The 18,110-nt window shown below is 64.8% G+C and carries 9 protein-coding genes; 5 read left to right on the top strand and 4 right to left on the bottom strand.

Annotated elements, in window-relative coordinates:
- Nucleotides 1-97: 97 nt before the first annotated feature.
- Complete coding sequence (locus QMX96_RS00005) at nucleotides 98-6,487, bottom strand: retention module-containing protein (protein ID WP_282360307.1); 6,390 nt, start codon at nucleotides 6,485-6,487, stop codon at nucleotides 98-100.
- 510 nt (nucleotides 6,488-6,997) lie between these two features.
- On the opposite strand from QMX96_RS00005, the gene QMX96_RS00010 reads away from it, so the two are divergent.
- Genes QMX96_RS00010 through QMX96_RS00020 form a run of 3 tightly spaced genes read left to right on the top strand, consistent with a single transcriptional unit; the run spans nucleotide 6,998 to nucleotide 11,920 of the window.
- Complete coding sequence (locus tag QMX96_RS00010) at nucleotides 6,998-8,371, top strand: TolC family outer membrane protein (protein WP_282360309.1); 1,374 nt, start codon at nucleotides 6,998-7,000, stop codon at nucleotides 8,369-8,371.
- Between the two features lie 28 nt (nucleotides 8,372-8,399).
- Nucleotides 8,400-10,553: a type I secretion system permease/ATPase gene (locus QMX96_RS00015; RefSeq protein WP_043864131.1), complete on the top strand. Its 2,154-nt coding sequence runs from the start codon at nucleotides 8,400-8,402 to the stop codon at nucleotides 10,551-10,553.
- An 11-nt stretch (nucleotides 10,554-10,564) separates the two neighbouring features.
- Nucleotides 10,565-11,920, top strand: a complete 1,356-nt coding sequence (locus tag QMX96_RS00020; protein ID WP_043864132.1) for an HlyD family type I secretion periplasmic adaptor subunit — start codon at nucleotides 10,565-10,567, stop codon at nucleotides 11,918-11,920.
- A gap of 6 nt (nucleotides 11,921-11,926) precedes the next feature.
- Here QMX96_RS00020 and QMX96_RS00025 read toward each other — a convergent pair whose 3' ends face one another.
- From QMX96_RS00025 to QMX96_RS00035, 3 genes are all read right to left on the bottom strand, one after another.
- Nucleotides 11,927-12,520: a DTW domain-containing protein gene (locus tag QMX96_RS00025; RefSeq protein WP_058541545.1), complete on the bottom strand. Its 594-nt coding sequence runs from the start codon at nucleotides 12,518-12,520 to the stop codon at nucleotides 11,927-11,929.
- Nucleotides 12,521-12,596: 76 nt separating this feature from the next.
- A complete protein-coding gene (locus QMX96_RS00030; RefSeq protein WP_282360320.1) occupies nucleotides 12,597-14,162 on the bottom strand; it encodes a PAS domain-containing methyl-accepting chemotaxis protein in 1,566 nt (521 codons plus the stop codon).
- A 136-nt stretch (nucleotides 14,163-14,298) separates the two neighbouring features.
- Nucleotides 14,299-15,192 (bottom strand): LysR family transcriptional regulator, encoded by an 894-nt coding sequence (locus QMX96_RS00035; protein ID WP_043864135.1) that lies wholly within the window; start codon nucleotides 15,190-15,192, stop codon nucleotides 14,299-14,301.
- 223 nt (nucleotides 15,193-15,415) lie between these two features.
- Here QMX96_RS00035 and speB point away from each other — a divergent pair, with 223 nt between their 5' ends.
- Nucleotides 15,416-16,366, top strand: a complete 951-nt coding sequence (gene speB, locus QMX96_RS00040) for an agmatinase (protein WP_043864136.1) — start codon at nucleotides 15,416-15,418, stop codon at nucleotides 16,364-16,366.
- Between the two features lie 138 nt (nucleotides 16,367-16,504).
- Complete coding sequence (locus QMX96_RS00045) at nucleotides 16,505-17,884, top strand: sodium:solute symporter (RefSeq protein WP_043864137.1); 1,380 nt, start codon at nucleotides 16,505-16,507, stop codon at nucleotides 17,882-17,884.
- Nucleotides 17,885-18,110: the final 226 nt, after the last annotated feature.

Here is an 18,110-nt window from a genome sequence, read left to right on the forward strand (position 1 = left end):
GGCCAAGCCCGCTCCCACAGCTACTTCATTGCTCTTGTGGGAGCGGGCTTGGCCCGCGATGGCAGCGGCAGGTCAGCTGCGCCATCTGCGCCTCATGTCACACCGTATCCACCTTCAACGAATGATCATTGAGCATCCCGTTGATCACCGTGGCTGTATCCGCCCCCGCCGAGATGACCCCACCCGCGCCCGCCGTCACCCCATAGTGATGGGCAAGGTCCACGCCGGCCAGTTCGATGGTCTGGGTCGGCGCCGCGCCGGCCACCGCACTCACCTGGATGGTCGATATCACGCCGTTGCCCGTGCCCGTCACCGTGAAGTGCAGGTAATCGTCCAGCGACGCCGACGTCGCGTTCTCGCCCTGCAGCAATTGCGAGAGGTCCAGCCGATCGGTACCCGGGGTAAAGTCGGTCACCTTGTCGTGGCCAGTATTGCCCTGTTGCCACAGGAAGGTATCGCTGCCCGCGCCACCGGTCAGGGTATTGTTGCCCGGCCCGCCGATCAGCAGATCGTCACCGCCGCCCCCGATCAGGATGTCGTTGCCCAGGCCGCCGATCAGCGTGTTGGCGTTGTCGTCGCCGGTCAGCTTGTCGTCGTGGTCGGAACCGATCAGGTTCTCGATCGACACCAGCTTGTCGAGCCCGGCGCCGATCGTGTTCTGCTCACCGGTCAGCGCCAGGCTCACCGTCACCCCAGCGCTCGCCCCGGCGTAGCTGGCGGTGTCGTTGCCAGCGCCACCGTCGAGCAGATCGTTGCCGTTGCCGCCGATCAACAGGTCGTTGCCATCCCCCCCGTAGAGCTTGTCGTTGCCATCGCCGCCAATCAGCACGTCGTTGCCTGCACCGCCATTGAGAACGTCATCACCGCTCCCGGCCAGCAGCACGTCGTCGTGGCTGGTGCCTTCCAGGGTACTGCCGGCCTGGTAGGTGATGTCCACCGCCCCCGTGGCGCTGCCGCCATGGCCGTCGCTGACGGTATAGGTGCCGTTGTAGGTGGGCGTGTAGTCATGCGCCCCGGCGTAGTTGATCGACATGTTCAGCTGGTAGCTTTCTGCGCCCTTGCCGCCGTCGTCATTGACCTGGTTGACCAGATGGATGCTGTACACCCCATCATGGCTGGCGGTGAAACTGCCGCCATCGGCGATGGTGTGGTAGGTGCCGCCCTCATCCTTCCACTGCATCAGCAAGTTGCGATCAGCGGTGCGGTTGTGGTCCAGGGTCAGGGTTTCGCCCTCGCGCAGGCTTACCTTGATCACGTCTTCGTCATTGCCATTGGCAGCACTCACCGCCCCCAGGTAGCCACTGACCACCAGCGCCGCGGTCATCGACCCGGCTGCGCCGGTAAAGGCACTGCGCGCCAGAACCCGCTCCTGATTGGCCAGCGTGTCGTCCTGGCCGGTGAAGGTGATGACCGTCTTGCCGTTGCCGGCCGTGAAATCCGCCCCCTTGGTCCAGCCGGTGTTGAAGGTGATCGGCGCCGCACTCAGGCGATCGTGGTTGGCGTCGCTGTCGTTGGCCAGCAAGGCGGCGGCCGGCACGCTGATGCTCGGCGCAAGGATATTGGTGATGACATGATCGGCACCGGCCACCGGCGCAGCATTGGTGTTGACGTTGATCACCAGGTTGGCACCGCTCAGGTCGCCGTCGTTGTCGCTGGCCACGAAGCGGATGGTCTCCACCTGATTGCTGCCGCTGTCCTTGGGCGGCGTATAGGTGAACTGGCCGTTGTCCATGTCCACCACCAGCGACCCGCCCAGCGCGGTCTTGACCGTGATGCTGTGGGTGTTCGCGTCGAAGGTGCCGCGGTCTGCGCCGCCACTGGCTGCATAGCTGGGCTGGTTGGCGTTGCCTTTGGGGTCGAAGGTGTAGGTGGTGCCGTCGATCAACAGCGACTTGATGAAGCCACCATCGGCACCGAAGTCGCCACCGCTCATCAGGCTGCCGGTGATCGGCGCGCCCTGCACGGTGCCCGACAGCACGTTGTCCAGTTGCGCCAGGTCGGTGACCACCACCGAGTTGGTATTGGTGTGGGTACTGCCGTCATAGGCAGCCGGGTTGAGATTGCCGGTGTTGACGCCGCTGCCCAGCCCGATCGCATACGACTTGATGCCGTTGTCGCCCAGGAAGTTCTCCCAGTTGCCGGTGCGCGTTTCGGTCAGGGCATGCCCCGAGGTCGGCGCACCGTCCGAGAAGAAGTAGCTGACGCTCTGCGCCCCCTCCAGCTTGCCCGGCGTCTGGTAGGCCGTCTGCGCCACGTTGACTGCCGAGTCGTAATAGGTCGAGCCACCCGGGGTCAGGTCCTTGATCAGGGCCTTGGCCTCGGCCACCGTCACCCACACGTCGGTGCGATCACTGGCACCGGTGGAGAACGTGACGACCTGCACCTTCACATCGCCCATGTCGTCGTACTTGTCCAGCAGTGCGCCGATGGCCTCCTTGGCCAGCTCCAGGCGCGACAGGCCGCGCACCCCGGAATTGTCGGCCATGCTGCCGGACACATCGATGATCAGCATGACGTTGGTGTCCACCTGCCCCGGTGTGGTCGAGCGCACGGCGTCAGCCGTTGTGGGCATGTCATCGACGATATTGATCACGATGTTGCTGGTGGTCGAATTGCCGGCCGCATCGGTGGCCTTGTAGACGAAGGTCTCGCTGGTGACCACGTTGGGGCCGTCGTTGAGCCCGCCTGCGGTTTTGGGTGCGGACGTGAGGGTGTACTTGAAGCTGCCGTCGGCGTTGAGCTGAATCTGCCCATAGGCGCCCGTGCTGCTGCCCACCAGCGTATAGGTGATCGCGCCGCTGGCTCCGCTGACCGAGCCCACCAGGCTGCCGGTCGCGGTTTCACCCGCTGAGCCGGGGTCGCTGCCGGTCACGGTGCCGGGGGCGAGGTCGTTCGGGTCCTGGCTAAGGTCCAGGGCCTTCTCGTACACCGTGACCTCGTTGTTGGGGCAGGCGACGATCTTGCTGTCGGTGACATTGATGGTGATGGTGGTGGTGCTTTCGTCGCCGTCCGCGTCACGAATGGTGTAGGTGAAGGTGTCCTGTGCACCGTCCTGCGTCACCGCATTGGGGTTGGCCTTGTACTCGGCCTCGCCGTTGGCATGCAGGATGAGGGTGCCATAGGTGCCGGCGATGCCCACGCCCAGCGAGCCGATGGCCGAGGTCGAGGTGTCGGCGCCGAACCGCACACCCACCACCGCCCCGCCCTGGGCCGGGCCGTCTGCCCCCAATGTGTCGTTATCCAGCACATTGCCGGTGACCGTACCGCCCTCCACCACCGTGGTGCTGTCGGACTCCGCCCTTGGCACGTCATCCACGATCTTGATCACGATGGTGCTGGTGACGCTGTTGCCCAGTTGGTCGGTCGCCTTGTAGGTAAAGGTCTCGGACGTGACGATATTCGCCCCGTCGTCGCCGTTGCCGATGTGCGGCGCCGAGGTCAGGGTGTACTTGTAGCTGCCGTCGGCATTGAGCTGAATCTGCCCATAGGCACCTGTAGTGCTGCCCACCAGCGTGTAGGTGAGCGCGCCGGAACCGCCCGTGACCGAGCCGACCAGGGTACCGGTACCCGTCTCGCCAGGCGAGGTAGGGTTGCTGCCCACCACCGTGCCCGGGGCCAGGTCCTGCGGGTCCTGGGTCAGGTCCAGCGCTTTTTCGTAGACTTTCACCTCGGTATCGGCGCAGGCCACCAGCTTGCTGTCGGTGACGTTGATGGTGATGGTCGTGGTGCTTTCATCGCCGTCCGCGTCGCGGATGGTGTAAGTGAACACGTCCTTGGCGCCGGTTGGCGCTACCGAGTTGGGGTCGGCCTTGTAGATCGCCTCGCCATTGGCGTTCAGGATCAACGTGCCGTAGGTGCCGGCGATGCTCACGCCCAGCGAACCGATGGCCGAGGTCGAGGTGTCGGCGCCCGCCCGCACACCCACCACCGCACCGCCCTGGGCTGCACCGTCTGCACCCAGGATGTCGTTGAGCAGCACGTTGCCGGTGACCGTTCCGCCTTCCATCACCGTGGCGCTGTCCGATTCGGCGATGGGCATGTCGTCGACGATATGGATCACGATGGTGCTGGTAACGCTGTTGCCCAGCGCATCGGTGGCCTTGTAGGTGAAGGTCTCGGTGCTCACGACGTTGGCGCCGTCGTTGCCGTTGCCGATATGCGGCGCCGAGGTCAGGGTGTACTTGTAGCTGCCGTCGGCGTTGATCTGAATCTGCCCGTAGTTACCAATGGCGCTGCCTTCCAGGCTGTAGGTCAGGGCACCGGAGCCACCGCCCACCCGGCCTTGAAGGTTGCCGACCGAGGTTTCCGTAGCCCTGGTCGGCGCGCTGCCTTCTACCGTGCCAGGCGCCAGGTCCCAGGCGTCCTGCACCAGGTCCAGCCCGCGCTCGTACACCTTGATGTCATCGTCCGGGCAAGCGACGAGCTTGCTGTCGGTGACATTGATGGTGATGGTCGTGGTGCTTTCATCGCCGTCCGCATCGCGGATGGTGTAGGTGAACACGTCCTTGGCGCCGGTTGGCGCTACCGAGTTGGGGTCGGCCTTGTAGATCGCCTCGCCATTGGCATTCAGGATCAGCGTGCCATAGGTGCCGGCGATGCTCACGCCCAGCGAGCCGATGGCCGAGGTAGAGGTGTCGGCGCCTGCCCGCACACCCACCACCGCACCACCCTGGGCTGCACCGTCTGCACCCAGGATGTCGTTGAGCAGCACGTTGCCGGTGACCGTGCCGCCCTCCACCACCGTGGTGCTGTCCGACTCTGCCCGTGGCACATCGTCCACGATCTTGATCACGATGGTGCTGGTGACGCTGTTGCCCAGCGCGTCGGTAGCCTTGTAGGTGAAGGTTTCGGAGGTGACCACATTGGCCCCGTCGTTGCCACCGCCCACCTGCGGCGCGGACGTCAGGGTGTACTTGTAACTGCCGTCGGCGTTGATCTGGATCTGCCCGTAGGCGCCGGTGCTGCTGCCCACCAGCGTGAAGGTCAGCGCGCCGGAGCCACCACCGACCGAGCCGGCCAGCGTTCCGGTCGCGGTCTCGCCCGCCGAGCCCGGGTTGCTGCCCACCACCGTGCCCGGCGCAAGGTCTTGCGGGTCCTGGACCAGGTCCAGGGCCTTTTCATACACCGTGACGCTGTCCGGGCAGGCGACGAGCTTGCTGTCGGTGACATTGATGGTGATGGTCGTGGTGCTTTCATCGCCGTCCGCATCGCGGATGGTGTAGGTGAACACATCGGTCGCGCCCGCTGGCGGCACGGCGTTTGGGTCGGCCTTGTACACCGCCTCGCCGTTGGCGTTGAGCACCAGCGTGCCGTAGGTACCCGCAATGTTCACGCCCAGCGAGCCGATGGCCGATGTCGAGGTATCGGAGCCGGCCCGCACACCGACCACCGTGTGCTCGACCGGCGGGCGATCGGCGCCCAGGCTGTCATTGTGCAGCACGTTGCCGGTGACGGTACCGCCTTCGACTACCGAGGCGCTGTCGGGCCTGGCCTGCGGCACGTCATCGACAATGTTCACGTCCAGGCTGCCGGTGGCCTTGCTGCCATCGCTGTCGATGGCCACCACGCTGAAGCTCTCACCGATGTTGTTGATGCCCTGGCCAGCGGGATGAGCTTCGTTGTCGAGCAAGGTGTAGCTGTAGCTCACCACGCCTGTGGCGGGGTTGTAGCCGGTGATGGTGAGGGTATTGCCCAGCCCCGTGGTGATCGATTGCGGAAAACCACTGACCACCCCGCCGATCACCACGTTGATGCCCCCGACGGTAAGCGTGTGCAGGCCATCGGGGGCATGCACGGTAAAGCTGCCGCTCTGGGTCAGCGCGCCATTATCGGGGCTTGAGCCATCGGCCAGGTTCTTCTCGTACACGGTCAGTTCACCGCCATTCACCTCCAGCCCGTCCAGTGTCACCGGGTGGTCGATGGGCGGCTCAACCGGCGGGATCACCGGCGGCACGAAACCGCCAGGGCCCTGGTCATCACCCCGCGCGCCAATCCAGGGTTCGGGAATCTCGGGGATGCTGTTGAAACCCGCCGTCGGAAAGCCGATCACCGGGTCCAGGTGCCCTCCCACCTCGGTGAGCTGCACGAACGAATGGCCGCCGCCCAATGCGCTTGGCGAACCGCCGTTGCCGGGGCCCGCCGCCGGAGCTTCGCCCTCCTGGCTGGGATCGGCGCCCGCCGCAATGGCCTGCTGCAGTTTCTCCACATCGGTCAGTTGTGCCTGGCTGGGCGTCACCGTCTCGGGCGCGTTCACGTGCGAGGCATGGTTGGCCAGCAGGTCGGGAGACAGCTGCAGGCTGCTGTCACGGCCCAGAGTCAGCTCGGCACCGTTTTCCAGGTGCACCGCCACTGCCCCGGCCGCGCCGGTTTCCAGTTGTTCCCCGGCATAAAGGCGGTCGCCTTCCACCAGGGCACGTCGACCGCCATCGGCCGCTACCGCGAATACCTGGCCGACAACCTTGCTGACCACACCGATCAAATTAGCCATGAGCATGCCTCCATTGCCGAAGGTTTTCGCAAACACGTGCCGGGGTATCGCGAAACCTGGCGCGGGCAATGCCCGGCCGACTCGGAGAACAACCTTGCGACCGCACGCACCGATCTCAACGAAATCAATGCATTCGGCCTGCCCATGCTCCGGTTAAGTCACGCTGCGATCTGGCAATCGGCCATGAGCCAAAATTTTGTCGCCATATTTCGCCGCGTTGACCTCCCCTCCGCTCACTCCATACCCAATGCTGCAAAAAACGAGGAACTTTATCGGACGCCCTGACAGGCCAACATCTGCGCCTGTTTTCGAGCTATCTGAAGAGAACAATGTCTTGCTTTGAGCACAGCGCATAAGTTTTTTTTCGCATATCGGTTATGAGAAATACTTCTTAGGTTGGCCGTTAAATGTTCTTAGCTCTGTTGTTACAAGCCTGAAACGGTTTGACCTCCATTTTTCGTCATTTTTTTGGCGATTGAGAGACCACAAGAAATCAGGGAGATGTCATCCATGCGCGTTTTGACCCCCATCAGCAGCGCGATTCTGTTCGCCATGATCTGTGCCAACGCGCAGGCCATGTCCTTGTCACAAGCCGTGCAGAGCGCCGTGGACTACCACCCGGAGAACAAGGCCGGGATCAATAGCCGGCTGTCCGCCGACGAGGATGTGAAGGTGGCCAGAGGGGGCTACTTTCCCACCGTCGACCTGATGGCCGGCTACGGACGCGAACGTTCAGACAACACCAACACCCGCGGCTTCAACGCCGACGGCAGCCGCAATCACAACAAGGAAACCCTGAACTACACCCAGTCCGAACTGCGCCTGCGCCAGATGCTGTTCGACGGCTTCAATACCGCCAATGAAGTGGGCCGCACCGAGGCCGTGGTCAATTCACGCGCCTACTACGTGCAGGCCACCTCCGAGACCATCGCCCTGCGCGCCATCGAGGTGTACCTGGAAGTGCTCAAGCGCCGCGAGCTGGTGACCCTGGCCAAGAACAACCTGCAGGCACACCTGCGCGTCAACGACCAGATCGGCCTGCGCAGCGAGCGCGGCGTGGGCAGCAATGCCGACCTCGACCAGTCCACCGCACGCCGGGCGCTGGCCGACAATAACCTGTACACCGCCCAGGTCGACCTGGCCGATGCCGAAGCCAACTTCATCAGCGTGGTCGGGCGTGCCCCCGACGAGCTGGAAACCCCGGTGTCGATCAAGGGCGAGATGCCCGGCGACCTGACCCAGGCGCGCCAGGCCATGTTGCAGAACAACCCCTACCTCAAGTCGGCCCAGGCCGACATCCAGGCCGCCGAGCAACAGTACGAAGTGGCCAAGTCGCCGTTCTACCCGCGCCTGGATGCAGAGCTCGCCACCGGCGCCAACAACAACATCGCCGGTGAACCCGGGCATGCCAACAGCGATTGGCGAGCCGGCGTGGTGATGAGCTACAACCTGTTCAAGGGCGGCAGCGACAAGGCCCGCCTGCAGTCGGATGCGCACAAGATCAACCAGGCCATGGACATCCGCAACAACGCCTTGCGCACCCTCAACGAAAACCTCGCGCTGTCGTGGAACGCCATGACCAACGCGCGCCTGCAAACCCCGACTGCACGCGAATACGCCGACACCACCACCCGTGTGCGCGCCGCCTACCAGGATCAGTTCGGCCTGGGCCAACGCACCCTGCTCGACCTGCTCGACAGCGAGAACGAGCTGTACAACGCCAACCGTCGCTACACCGAAGTGCGCTACACCGAGGAGTTCTCGATGTACCGGGTGCTGGCCAACATGGGCGAGTTGCTGAGCAAACAGAAGATCTCGCTGCCACCGGAGGCCATTGCACGCAGCGAAGTCAGAAGCGACGCCACGCTGCCGGACCTGCGTTGAACACGTTCGACCGCCCGAGGAGCCGCCCATGACCAGCATGCAGCCGGCCGGCACCGCCGACCCGCGCCAGAGCTTCGATGACCCGTTGCTCGACGGGCTGCTGATACTGTGCAAGCTGCACGGCGCTGCGGTCAGTCGCAGCAGCCTGTGTGCCGGCCTGCCGCTGGCCGAACAACGCATGAGCCTCGACCTGCTGCCGCGCGCAGCGGCCCGGGCCGGCCTGCAGGCACGGGTACTGCGCCGCGAGCTGGGCGCGATCTCGGCGCTCAATCTGCCGGTGCTGCTGTTGCTTGCCGATGGCCGCAGCGCCGTGCTGCGGCGCTGGGGCGAGAACGACCAAGCCCTGATACTGCCCAGTGAAGCCGAAGGCGGCGAGCAGTGGGTCAGCCGCCAGGAGCTGGCCGACGTCTACAGCGGCCAGGCCCTGTTCGCACGCCCGCGCCACGAGGTCGAAGACCTGCGCACACCGCTGCTGCCCAGGGTCAACGCCTGGTTCCGTGACACCCTCAAGCAGTCGCGCTGGCTCTACAGCGACGCCTTGCTGGCCAGCCTGCTGATCAACCTGCTGGGCCTGATGGTGCCGCTGTTCGTGATGCAGACCTACGACCGGGTGGTGCCCAACCAGGCCACCTCCACCCTGTGGGTGCTGGTCATCGGCCTGATGCTCGGCACCCTGTTCGAGCTGGTGCTGCGCGTGGTGCGTGCGCACCTGCTGGACCAGGCCGGCAAGAAGACCGACCTGATCCTGTCGGCCACCCTGTTCGAGCGCATCACCGGCATGTCGATGAAGGCCCGCCCGGCCACCATCGGCGGCTTCGCCCAGAGCATCCACGACTTCCAGGGCCTGCGCGAATTCCTCACGGCGGTGACCCTGACCAGCGTCATCGACCTGCCCTTCGTGGTGCTGATGCTGCTGGTGATCGGCCTGCTGGGCGGCTGGCTGGTGGTGATTCCGCTGGTGGCCTTTCCGATCACCATCGCCTTTGCGCTGTTCATCCAGGCACGCCTGCGCGATACCGTGGAAAAAAGCCTGAGCCTGGGCGCGCTGCGCCAGGCGCTGCTGATCGAGACCCTGGGCGGCCTGGAAACCCTCAAGGCCTGCGGGGCCGAAAGCGAGCGCCAGCACCAGTGGGAAAGCACCCACGGCGCCCTCACCCGCCTCGACGTACAGGCGCGCAACCTTTCGGCACTGGCCACCAACGGCACCCTGTTCATCCAGCAGCTGTGCGGCATGGCCACCATCGTCGCCGGGGTGTACAGCATCATTGCCGGCAACCTCAGCGTGGGTGCCCTGGTGGCCAGCTACATGCTCGGCAGCCGCGTGCTCGCACCATTGGGCCAGATCGCCGGGCTGATCACCCGCTACCAGCAGGCCCAGCTGACCATGCACAGCACCGACGCGCTGATGGCCCTGCCCCAGGAACGCCCTGCCGGCCAGCAGACCCTGGAGCGCACCCAGTTGCACGGCGCGCTGCAGGTCAGCCAGGTGACCTTCCGCTACAACGGGCAGAACGCCGCAGCGCTGGACAACGTGAGCTTCACGGTCAAGCCGGGCGAGCGCATCGGCATCATCGGTCGCAGCGGCTCGGGCAAGAGCACCCTGGCACGCCTGCTGATGGGCTTCTACGAACCCGAAGAGGGGCAGATCTTGCTCGACAACCTCGACCTGCGCCAGCTCGACATCGCCGACCTGCGCCAGCAGCTCGGCTACGTGGCCCATGACCTGCCGCTGCTGGCCGGCAGCCTGCGCGACAACCTGACCCTGGGCGCACGCTACGTCAGCGATGCGCGCATGCTCGAAGTGGCCGAGATGACCGGCGTGAGCGAACTGGCCCGCCAGCACCCGCAAGGCTTCGAACGGCCGGTGGGCGAGCGCGGCATGCTGCTCTCCGGCGGCCAGCGCCAGACCGTGCTGCTGGCCCGCGCGATGCTGCTGGAACCGCCGATCCTGATCCTCGACGAGCCCACCAGCCATATGGACAACAGCAGCGAAGACCAGCTGCGCCAGCGCCTGCACGGCTGGGTGCAGGGCAAGACCCTGCTGCTGGTCACCCACCGCACCTCTATGCTCAGCCTGGTCGACCGCCTGGTGGTGCTGGACAACGGCAAGGTGGTGGCCGACGGGCCCAAGGACGCGGTCATCGATGCACTGCGCAAGGGCCGTGTCGGCTCTGCACTCTGAGGGGTATCAGCATGTCTGCATTGTCCGGCCTGGGCGATTACATCCGCAGCTTCGGCAAGACTGCCGAACGCGAGTACATGCCGGACCTGGCCGGCGCGACGCTGCAGGACTCGCCCCGCCTGTCGCGCATCACCGTGTGGCTGGCGGCAGGCTTGCTGCTGGTGGCACTGGTGTGGGCCAAATTCGCGGTGCTCGATGAAGTCACCATGGGCGAAGGCAAGGCCATCCCGTCGAGCAAGGTGCAGGTGATCCAGAACCTGGAGGGCGGCATCGTCACCGAGATCTTCGTGCGCGAGGGGCAGATGGTGAACAAGGGCGACACCCTGCTGCGCCTGGACGACACGCGCTTTCTGTCGAACAAGGGCGAAAGCGAAGCCGACCGCTATGCCCTGACCGCACAGGTCGAGCGCCTGTCCGCCGAGGCCGAGGGCCGCCCCTTCCAGCTCTCGGAGGTGGTACGCAGCAAGGCCCCGCAGGTGGCCGAGGACGAACTGTCGCTGTACCAGTCGCGCCAGCGCCGCCTCACCAGCGAGAAACAGACGCTCAACGAGCAACTGCGGCAGAAAACCCAGGAACTGGCCGAGTTTCGCTCCAAACTGGAGCAGTACCGCTCGGGCCTGGCATTGCTGCAGCAAGAGCTGAACATGTCCACGCCGCTGGTGGGCACCGGCGCGATTTCGCCGGTGGAGATCCTGCGCCTCAAGCGCAGCGCGGTGGAGGCTCGCGGCTCGCTGAACGCCACCAGCCTGGCGATTCCGCGGGCCGAAGCGGCGGCGGCGGAGATCCGCAGCAAGATCGAGGAATCCGAGGCAGGCTTTCGCTCGGAGGCGGCCAAGGAACTCAACGACAAGCGCACCGAGCTTTCGAAGATCACCGCCACCAGCATCGCCATCGACGACCGCGTCACCCGCACCACCGTGGTGTCGCCGGTGCACGGCATCATCAAGCTGCTCAAGGTCAACACCATTGGCGGTGTGGTGCAGCCGGGCAGCGACCTGCTGGAGATCGTGCCGCTGGAGGACAACCTGCTGATCGAGGCCAAGGTGCGCCCACAGGACGTGGCCTTTCTGCACCCCGGGCAGACCGCGATGGTCAAGTTCAGTGCGTACGACTACACGATCTATGGTGGCCTGAAGGCCAAGCTGGAACTGATCGGCGCCGACACGGTGACGGACGACAAGGGCAACGCGTTCTACCTGATCCAGGTGCGCACCGACAAGAACCACCTGGGCGGGGACAACAAACCGTTGCTGATCATCCCGGGCATGACCGCCACGGTGGACATCATCACCGGGCACAAGAGCGTGCTGGATTACCTGCTCAAGCCGGTGCTCAAGGCACGCACCGAGGCGTTGCGCGAGCGCTAGCGCCCATCAACGCAGGTGGTTGCGCTCGTAGGTCTGTTGCCCCATCGCCGCAATCTGCCCCTCGATCAGGGCATCGAACGGCCGCAGCAGCGCATCGAACAGCGCCGGCGCCTCCAGCACGTTCAATGCCTGCGTCACTGCCTCGATGGTCGACAAGGCGCCCTCCCCGGGTGCCTTGCGCAACCGGTAGCGCGACGGCTGCAACGCCCCCAGCGTGACCCGTGGCAACGTTGCCAGCAAAGGGTTCACATGCAGCAACTTGCGCGCCTTGCGCCAGGTGCCGTCGGGCACCACCAGCAACCACGGTCGCTCATCGCCAGCATAAGCCTGCAGCGCCTGCGCGCCCTCACCCGGGAACAACAGGCCGGTGCGATACCCCGGCTGCGTCAGCCACTGCTCGAGATCCTCGAACACCTCGCCCACCCGCAACTCGGCATTGCGCAGGCCAAGCGCCGCCAGCCTGGCGGTGTTCAAGGCATGGTTCACTTCGCTGGGATGCTGCAGCAGCAGTACACGGGTGCGGCTGTCCAGGCGGGGGATCAACGCGCAAAGGCAATGGGTTTGTGGGCGCAGGCAGCGCTCGCAGTGAATTCTGGACATCGGGTTCTCCTGGGGCGCGAAGTGTGCCACAGCAGGCCCGCGAAATACCTCACCGCCCTGGGTCAAACGCGCGGATTCAGCGATTGAAGCGTTCGGCCAGGCTGTACAGGTAGTCGGCCATGCGCTGCAGGTCCTGGCTGATCTCGGCGCCCTGCTTGGCCTGCCCGGCGCTGTGGTCGCACAGCTGGGCGATGCGCGTGATCTGCTGGTTGATGTCTTCGGCCACATGGCTCTGCTGTTCCGACGCCGTGGCCATCTGCTGGCTCATGCCGGTGATGCGGCTGACCGCCTGGCTGATGCCCACCAGCGCGGTCTGCACGGCCTCGACACTGTGCACGCTGTCACGCGAGATCTGCTCGCCGCGGCTGGCACTGCTCACCGCCCGCTCGGCCCCGGCACGCAGGCTGGCGATAATCTGGTGGATTTCCTCGGTCGAGACCCGCGTGCGCAGCGCCAGCGACCGCACCTCGTCGGCCACCACGGCAAAACCGCGGCCCTGCTCGCCGGCCCGCGCCGCCTCGATGGCGGCATTGAGCGCCAGCAGGTTGGTCTGCTCGGCGATCGAGGTGATCACATCCACCACGCTGCCGATGGACTGGGTTTGCCCGGCCAGTTCGTTCACCGCCTGGCCGATCTCGGTCACCGCATCGGCCATGCTGCCCATTGCCTGCAGGCTTCGTTGTGCCAGGTCGCTGCCCTGGCGGGCCAACTGGTCGGCATCGGACGCCGCCGTGGCGGTGTCCTGCACGTTGTGGGTGACCTGCTGGATGGTCGCCGCCATCTGCGCAATGGCGGCCGCCGACTGGTCGGTCTCGCAGCGCTGGCGGTCGAGCATCTGCGCCTGGGCCCCGGACAGGTCGCTCGATTGCGTGGCCCGTGCCTTGACCCCGACGCCGGCGTCCACCAGCCGCGTGAGCGCGGTCTGCAGGCGCGCTTCCTCGCTGATGATCGCCAGGTCCAACTGCCCCTGCAGGCCCCGGTTGTCACTGTAGGTCAGCGCTACCAGCGGGCTGGTGAAGGCCCTGGGGTGCTCGGCCAGGGTACGCCGGATCATCCGGTCGTGATGGGCCTCGATCAGGTACCAGGCACTGAGCAGGCTGGCCATCAACACGCCCAGCGCCGCGTACTGGGGCAGCCACAGGTAGCCGGCGGCCGACAGCAGCGCCGCCCCTACCAGCGGCCAGCCCAGCTCCAGTTGCACCGCTGCACGCGCGGCCCAGGACATGGCGCCCCGGCCCTGGCGCAAGCGTGCATACAACGCCGTGGCTCGACGGATCTGGTCCGGGGTGGGCACCGAGCGCACCGACTCGTAGCCACTGATACGGCCATCCTCGTAGATGGCCGTCACGTAGGCACTGACCCAGTAGAAATCGCCGTTCTTCGCGCGGTTCTTGACCACCCCCATCCAGGGCTTGCCTTGCTTGAGGGTGTCCCACATGTGCCCGAACACCGCGGGCGGCATGTCCGGGTGGCGTACAAGGTTATGGGGCTGGCCCACCAGTTCGTCGTAGGTAAAACCGCTGATGCTGACGAAGGCGTCGTTGCAGTAGGTGATGCGGCTGTTGAGGTCGGTGGTGGATATCAGGCGCTGATCGCTCGGGAAGGTTCTTTCATGCTCAGTGACGGGCAGATTCGTACGCATCTCGGCGATCCCTGCTTGGAAGATGTTGGGAATTTTCAACAAGCAAGAACAGGTTTAGCAGAGCATTTACGGGCTTGTAGGGCTTGTCTGAAGGATTTTTCTTCTATTTGCGCAAAAGATTTTCATGCGCATCCGATCAGGCCGGCGTGAGCTGCGCCTTGAGGCGGTCGCGAAAGGTCTGGATCAAGGGTTCGCGGCTGCGCCCCCGGCGAATGATCAGCGAGAACGGCGCCTGATAGCCGAAGGTCGCCGGCGACAGCACCCGCAGGTCGCCCTTGTCCACCCAGGCCTGGGCATAGTGTTCAGGCAGGTAGCCGATGTAAGCCCCCGACAGTACCAGGATCAGCTGTGCCTCCATGCTCTCGACCGTGGCGGCGCTGTGCTTGAAGCCGTGGCGGGCCAGTTCGGCCTGGCTCCAGTAGCCTCGACCGACCATGCGCTGCTGGGTGATCACCTGTTCGGGAATGCGCCGCTCGGTGAACAGCGAATGCCGGTTGCTGCAGTACAGCCAATGCTGCTCGCGGTACAACGGCTGATACACCAGCCCGCTCATGCGCGTGGAGAAAGCGCCGATGGCCAGGTCCAGGCGGTTGTCCTGCACCCCCAGTTGAAGTTCGTAGGGGCTGGACACCGACAGGTGCAGGTGCACGGCCGGGTGTTCGAGGCTATAGGCACCGATGGCGTCGGCCAGCGGCAATGCGCGATCGCCGACCGTGGAGTCGATCACCCCCAGGTTCAGGGTGCCGCGCAGCTCGCCCTTGAGCGCCGCCGCGTACTGCTCGAAACCGTCCATTTCGGCCAGCAGGCGCAGGGTCTCCTGATGGAACAGTTCGCCCTTGCTGGTGAGGCTGAAGCCGCCGCGCCCACGGTGGCACAGCACGATACCCAGCGCCGACTCCAGCTGGCTCATGTAGGTACTGATGGCGGACGTGGACAGGTTCAGCTCGCGCTGGGCATTGGCGAAGCCCTGGTGGCGTACCACGCTGACGAAGATGCGCAGCAATTTCAGATCAGGCAGGGCCGAGGCCATGGCAAAGGCTCCAACAGGGCAACGAATACGCGCCAGTCTACCCGCTGATCGCCATTAGTTCATGAAAACCTGAAGTAAGTATTTGCCTGTAGCGATTCTCTTGGCGCACTACCTTTTGCAGACTCTGCGCCAATGCACCTGTCCTCGCGCATTGCTGCACCTGTTCGCAGGGCGGCCGGACAGGTTCCAACAACTAGAACAATCCAAACCGTGAGGCCCGACCGTGGACAAGATTCTTCACCAACCACTGGGCGGCAACGAAATGCCGCGTTTCGGCGGCATCGCCACCATGCTGCGTCTTCCCCACCTGCCCAGCGCCGCCGGCCTGGACGCTGCCTTCATCGGCATCCCGCTGGACATCGGCACCTCGCTGCGTTCCGGCACCCGCTTCGGCCCGCGCCAGATCCGTGCCGAATCCGTGATGATCCGCCCGTACAACATGGCCACCGGCGCCGCCCCGTTCGACTCGCTGTCGGTCGCCGACATCGGCGACGTGGCAATCAACACCTTCAACCTCCTCGACGCGGTGCGCATCATCGAAGAGGCCTACGACGAGATCCTCGAGCACGACGTGATCCCCATGACCCTGGGCGGCGACCACACCATCACCCTGCCGATCCTGCGCGCGATCCACAAGAAGCACGGCAAGGTCGGGCTGGTGCACATCGATGCCCATGCCGATGTCAACGATCACATGTTCGGCGAGAAGATCGCCCACGGCACCACCTTCCGTCGCGCCGTCGAAGAAGGCCTGCTGGACTGCGACCGCGTGGTGCAGATCGGCCTGCGCGCCCAGGGCTACACCGCCGAAGACTTCAACTGGAGCCGCAAGCAGGGCTTTCGCGTGGTGCAGGCCGAGGAGTGCTGGCACAAGTCGCTGGAGCCACTGATGGCCGAAGTGCGTGAAAAGGTCGGTGGTGGTCCGGTTTACCTGAGCTTCGACATCGACGGCATCGATCCGGCCTGGGCACCGGGCACCGGCACCCCGGAAATCGGTGGCCTGACCACCATCCAGGCGATGGAGATCATCCGTGGCTGCCAGGGGCTGGACCTGATCGGTTGCGATCTGGTGGAGGTCTCGCCGCCCTACGACACCACCGGCAACACCTCGTTGCTCGGCGCCAACCTGTTGTACGAAATGCTGTGTGTTCTGCCTGGCGTAGCGCATCGCTAACGGCCATCGGCCTGGAGTTTCACCCCCGGATGGAGCCTTTCGGCGGGCCGTACACGCGGCCCGCTTGCGGATGAATGACGCCTGGCGCACGCCACCGGCGATCGATCTCACCATAATAAAGATAATCGGAGACACCCCATGGCCTTGGACATATTCGTTGTACTGATATACGCCGCCGGCATGCTGGTACTGGGCTGGTTCGGCATGCGCCGCGCGAAGACCCACGAAGACTACCTGGTGGCCGGGCGCAATCTGGGCCCAAGCCTGTATATGGGCACCATGGCCGCCACCGTGCTGGGCGGCGCCTCTACCGTCGGCACCGTGAAGCTGGGCTATGTGCACGGCATTTCCGGCTTCTGGCTGTGCGCCGCGCTGGGCCTGGGCATCATTGCCCTGAACCTGTTCCTGGCCAAGCCGCTGCTGCGCCTGCGCATCTTCACCGTGACCCAGGTGCTGGAAAAGCGCTACAACCCCATGGCCCGCCAGGCCAGCGCCGTGATCATGCTGGCCTACGCCCTGATGATCGCCGTGACCTCTACCCTGGCCATCGGCACCGTGCTGCAGGTGCTGTTCGACCTGCCGTTCTGGGGCGCCATCCTGCTCGGTGGTGGCGTGGTAGTGGTCTACTCGACCATTGGCGGCATGTGGTCGCTGACCCTGACCGACATTGTGCAGTTCGTGATCAAGACCGTGGGCCTGATGTTCATCCTGCTGCCGATCTGCCTGTACCGGGTGGGCGGCTGGGACGAACTGGTGGCCAAGCTGCCGGCTGCCAGCTTCAACCTGACCACCATTGGTTGGGACACCATCATCACCTACTTCCTGATCTACTTCTTCGGCATCCTGATCGGCCAGGACATCTGGCAGCGCGTGTTCACTGCCCGTGACGAAAAAGTCGCCCAGCGGGCCGGTACCACGGCCGGTGTGTACTGCGTGATCTACGGCCTGGTGTGTGCCCTGATCGGCATGTGTGCGCATGTGCTGCTGCCTGACCTGGGCAATGCCAACAATGCGTTTGCGGCGATCGTGAAGTCAGCGTTGCCCGACGGCATCCGTGGGCTGGTGATTGCCGCGGCCCTGGCGGCAATGATGTCCACCGCCAGTGCCGGCTTGCTGGCTGCCTCCACGGTGCTGACCGAAGACCTGCTGCCCAAGCTGCGTGGCGGCAAGCAGTCGAGCCTTGGCATCAACCGGTTGTTTACCTTGCTTACGGGTATTGCGGTGCTGGGGATCGCGCTGGTGGTAGTGGATGTGATCAGTGCATTGACCCTGGCGTACAACCTGCTGGTGGGCGGCATGCTGGTGCCGTTGATCGGGGCAATCTACTGGAAGCGTGCAACCACGGCCGGGGCAATCACCAGCATGGGGCTGGGGTTCGTGACGGCGCTGGTGTTCATGTTCAAGGATGGGATGGATGCCAATACGCCGATCTACTACAGCCTGGCTATCGGGTTGGTGAGTTTTGTGGTGGTGAGTTTGATGTCGCGTCGGCCGGTGGGCGCGGTGAATCTGGCATAGGACGCCCCGCCTGGGTAGCAGGGCGGAGGGTCATGGACGACCTGTAGGAGCGGGCCTTGCCCCGCGAAGGCAGCAACACGCCTGGGTCAGCAATAGGCTCTGTAACATCGGCAAGCGCAGGCTTATCCAGCATGGATGCAGCCAGCAAGGGCCCCTTCCGCTCTTACAGCGGCTTACTTTTTTCTTGGAAAAAGTAAGCAAAACCGCTCCCGTCCATCATCCGGCC

The organism is Pseudomonas sp. PS01300 (assembly GCF_029960155.1).
Classification (GTDB): domain Bacteria; phylum Pseudomonadota; class Gammaproteobacteria; order Pseudomonadales; family Pseudomonadaceae; genus Aquipseudomonas; species Aquipseudomonas palmensis.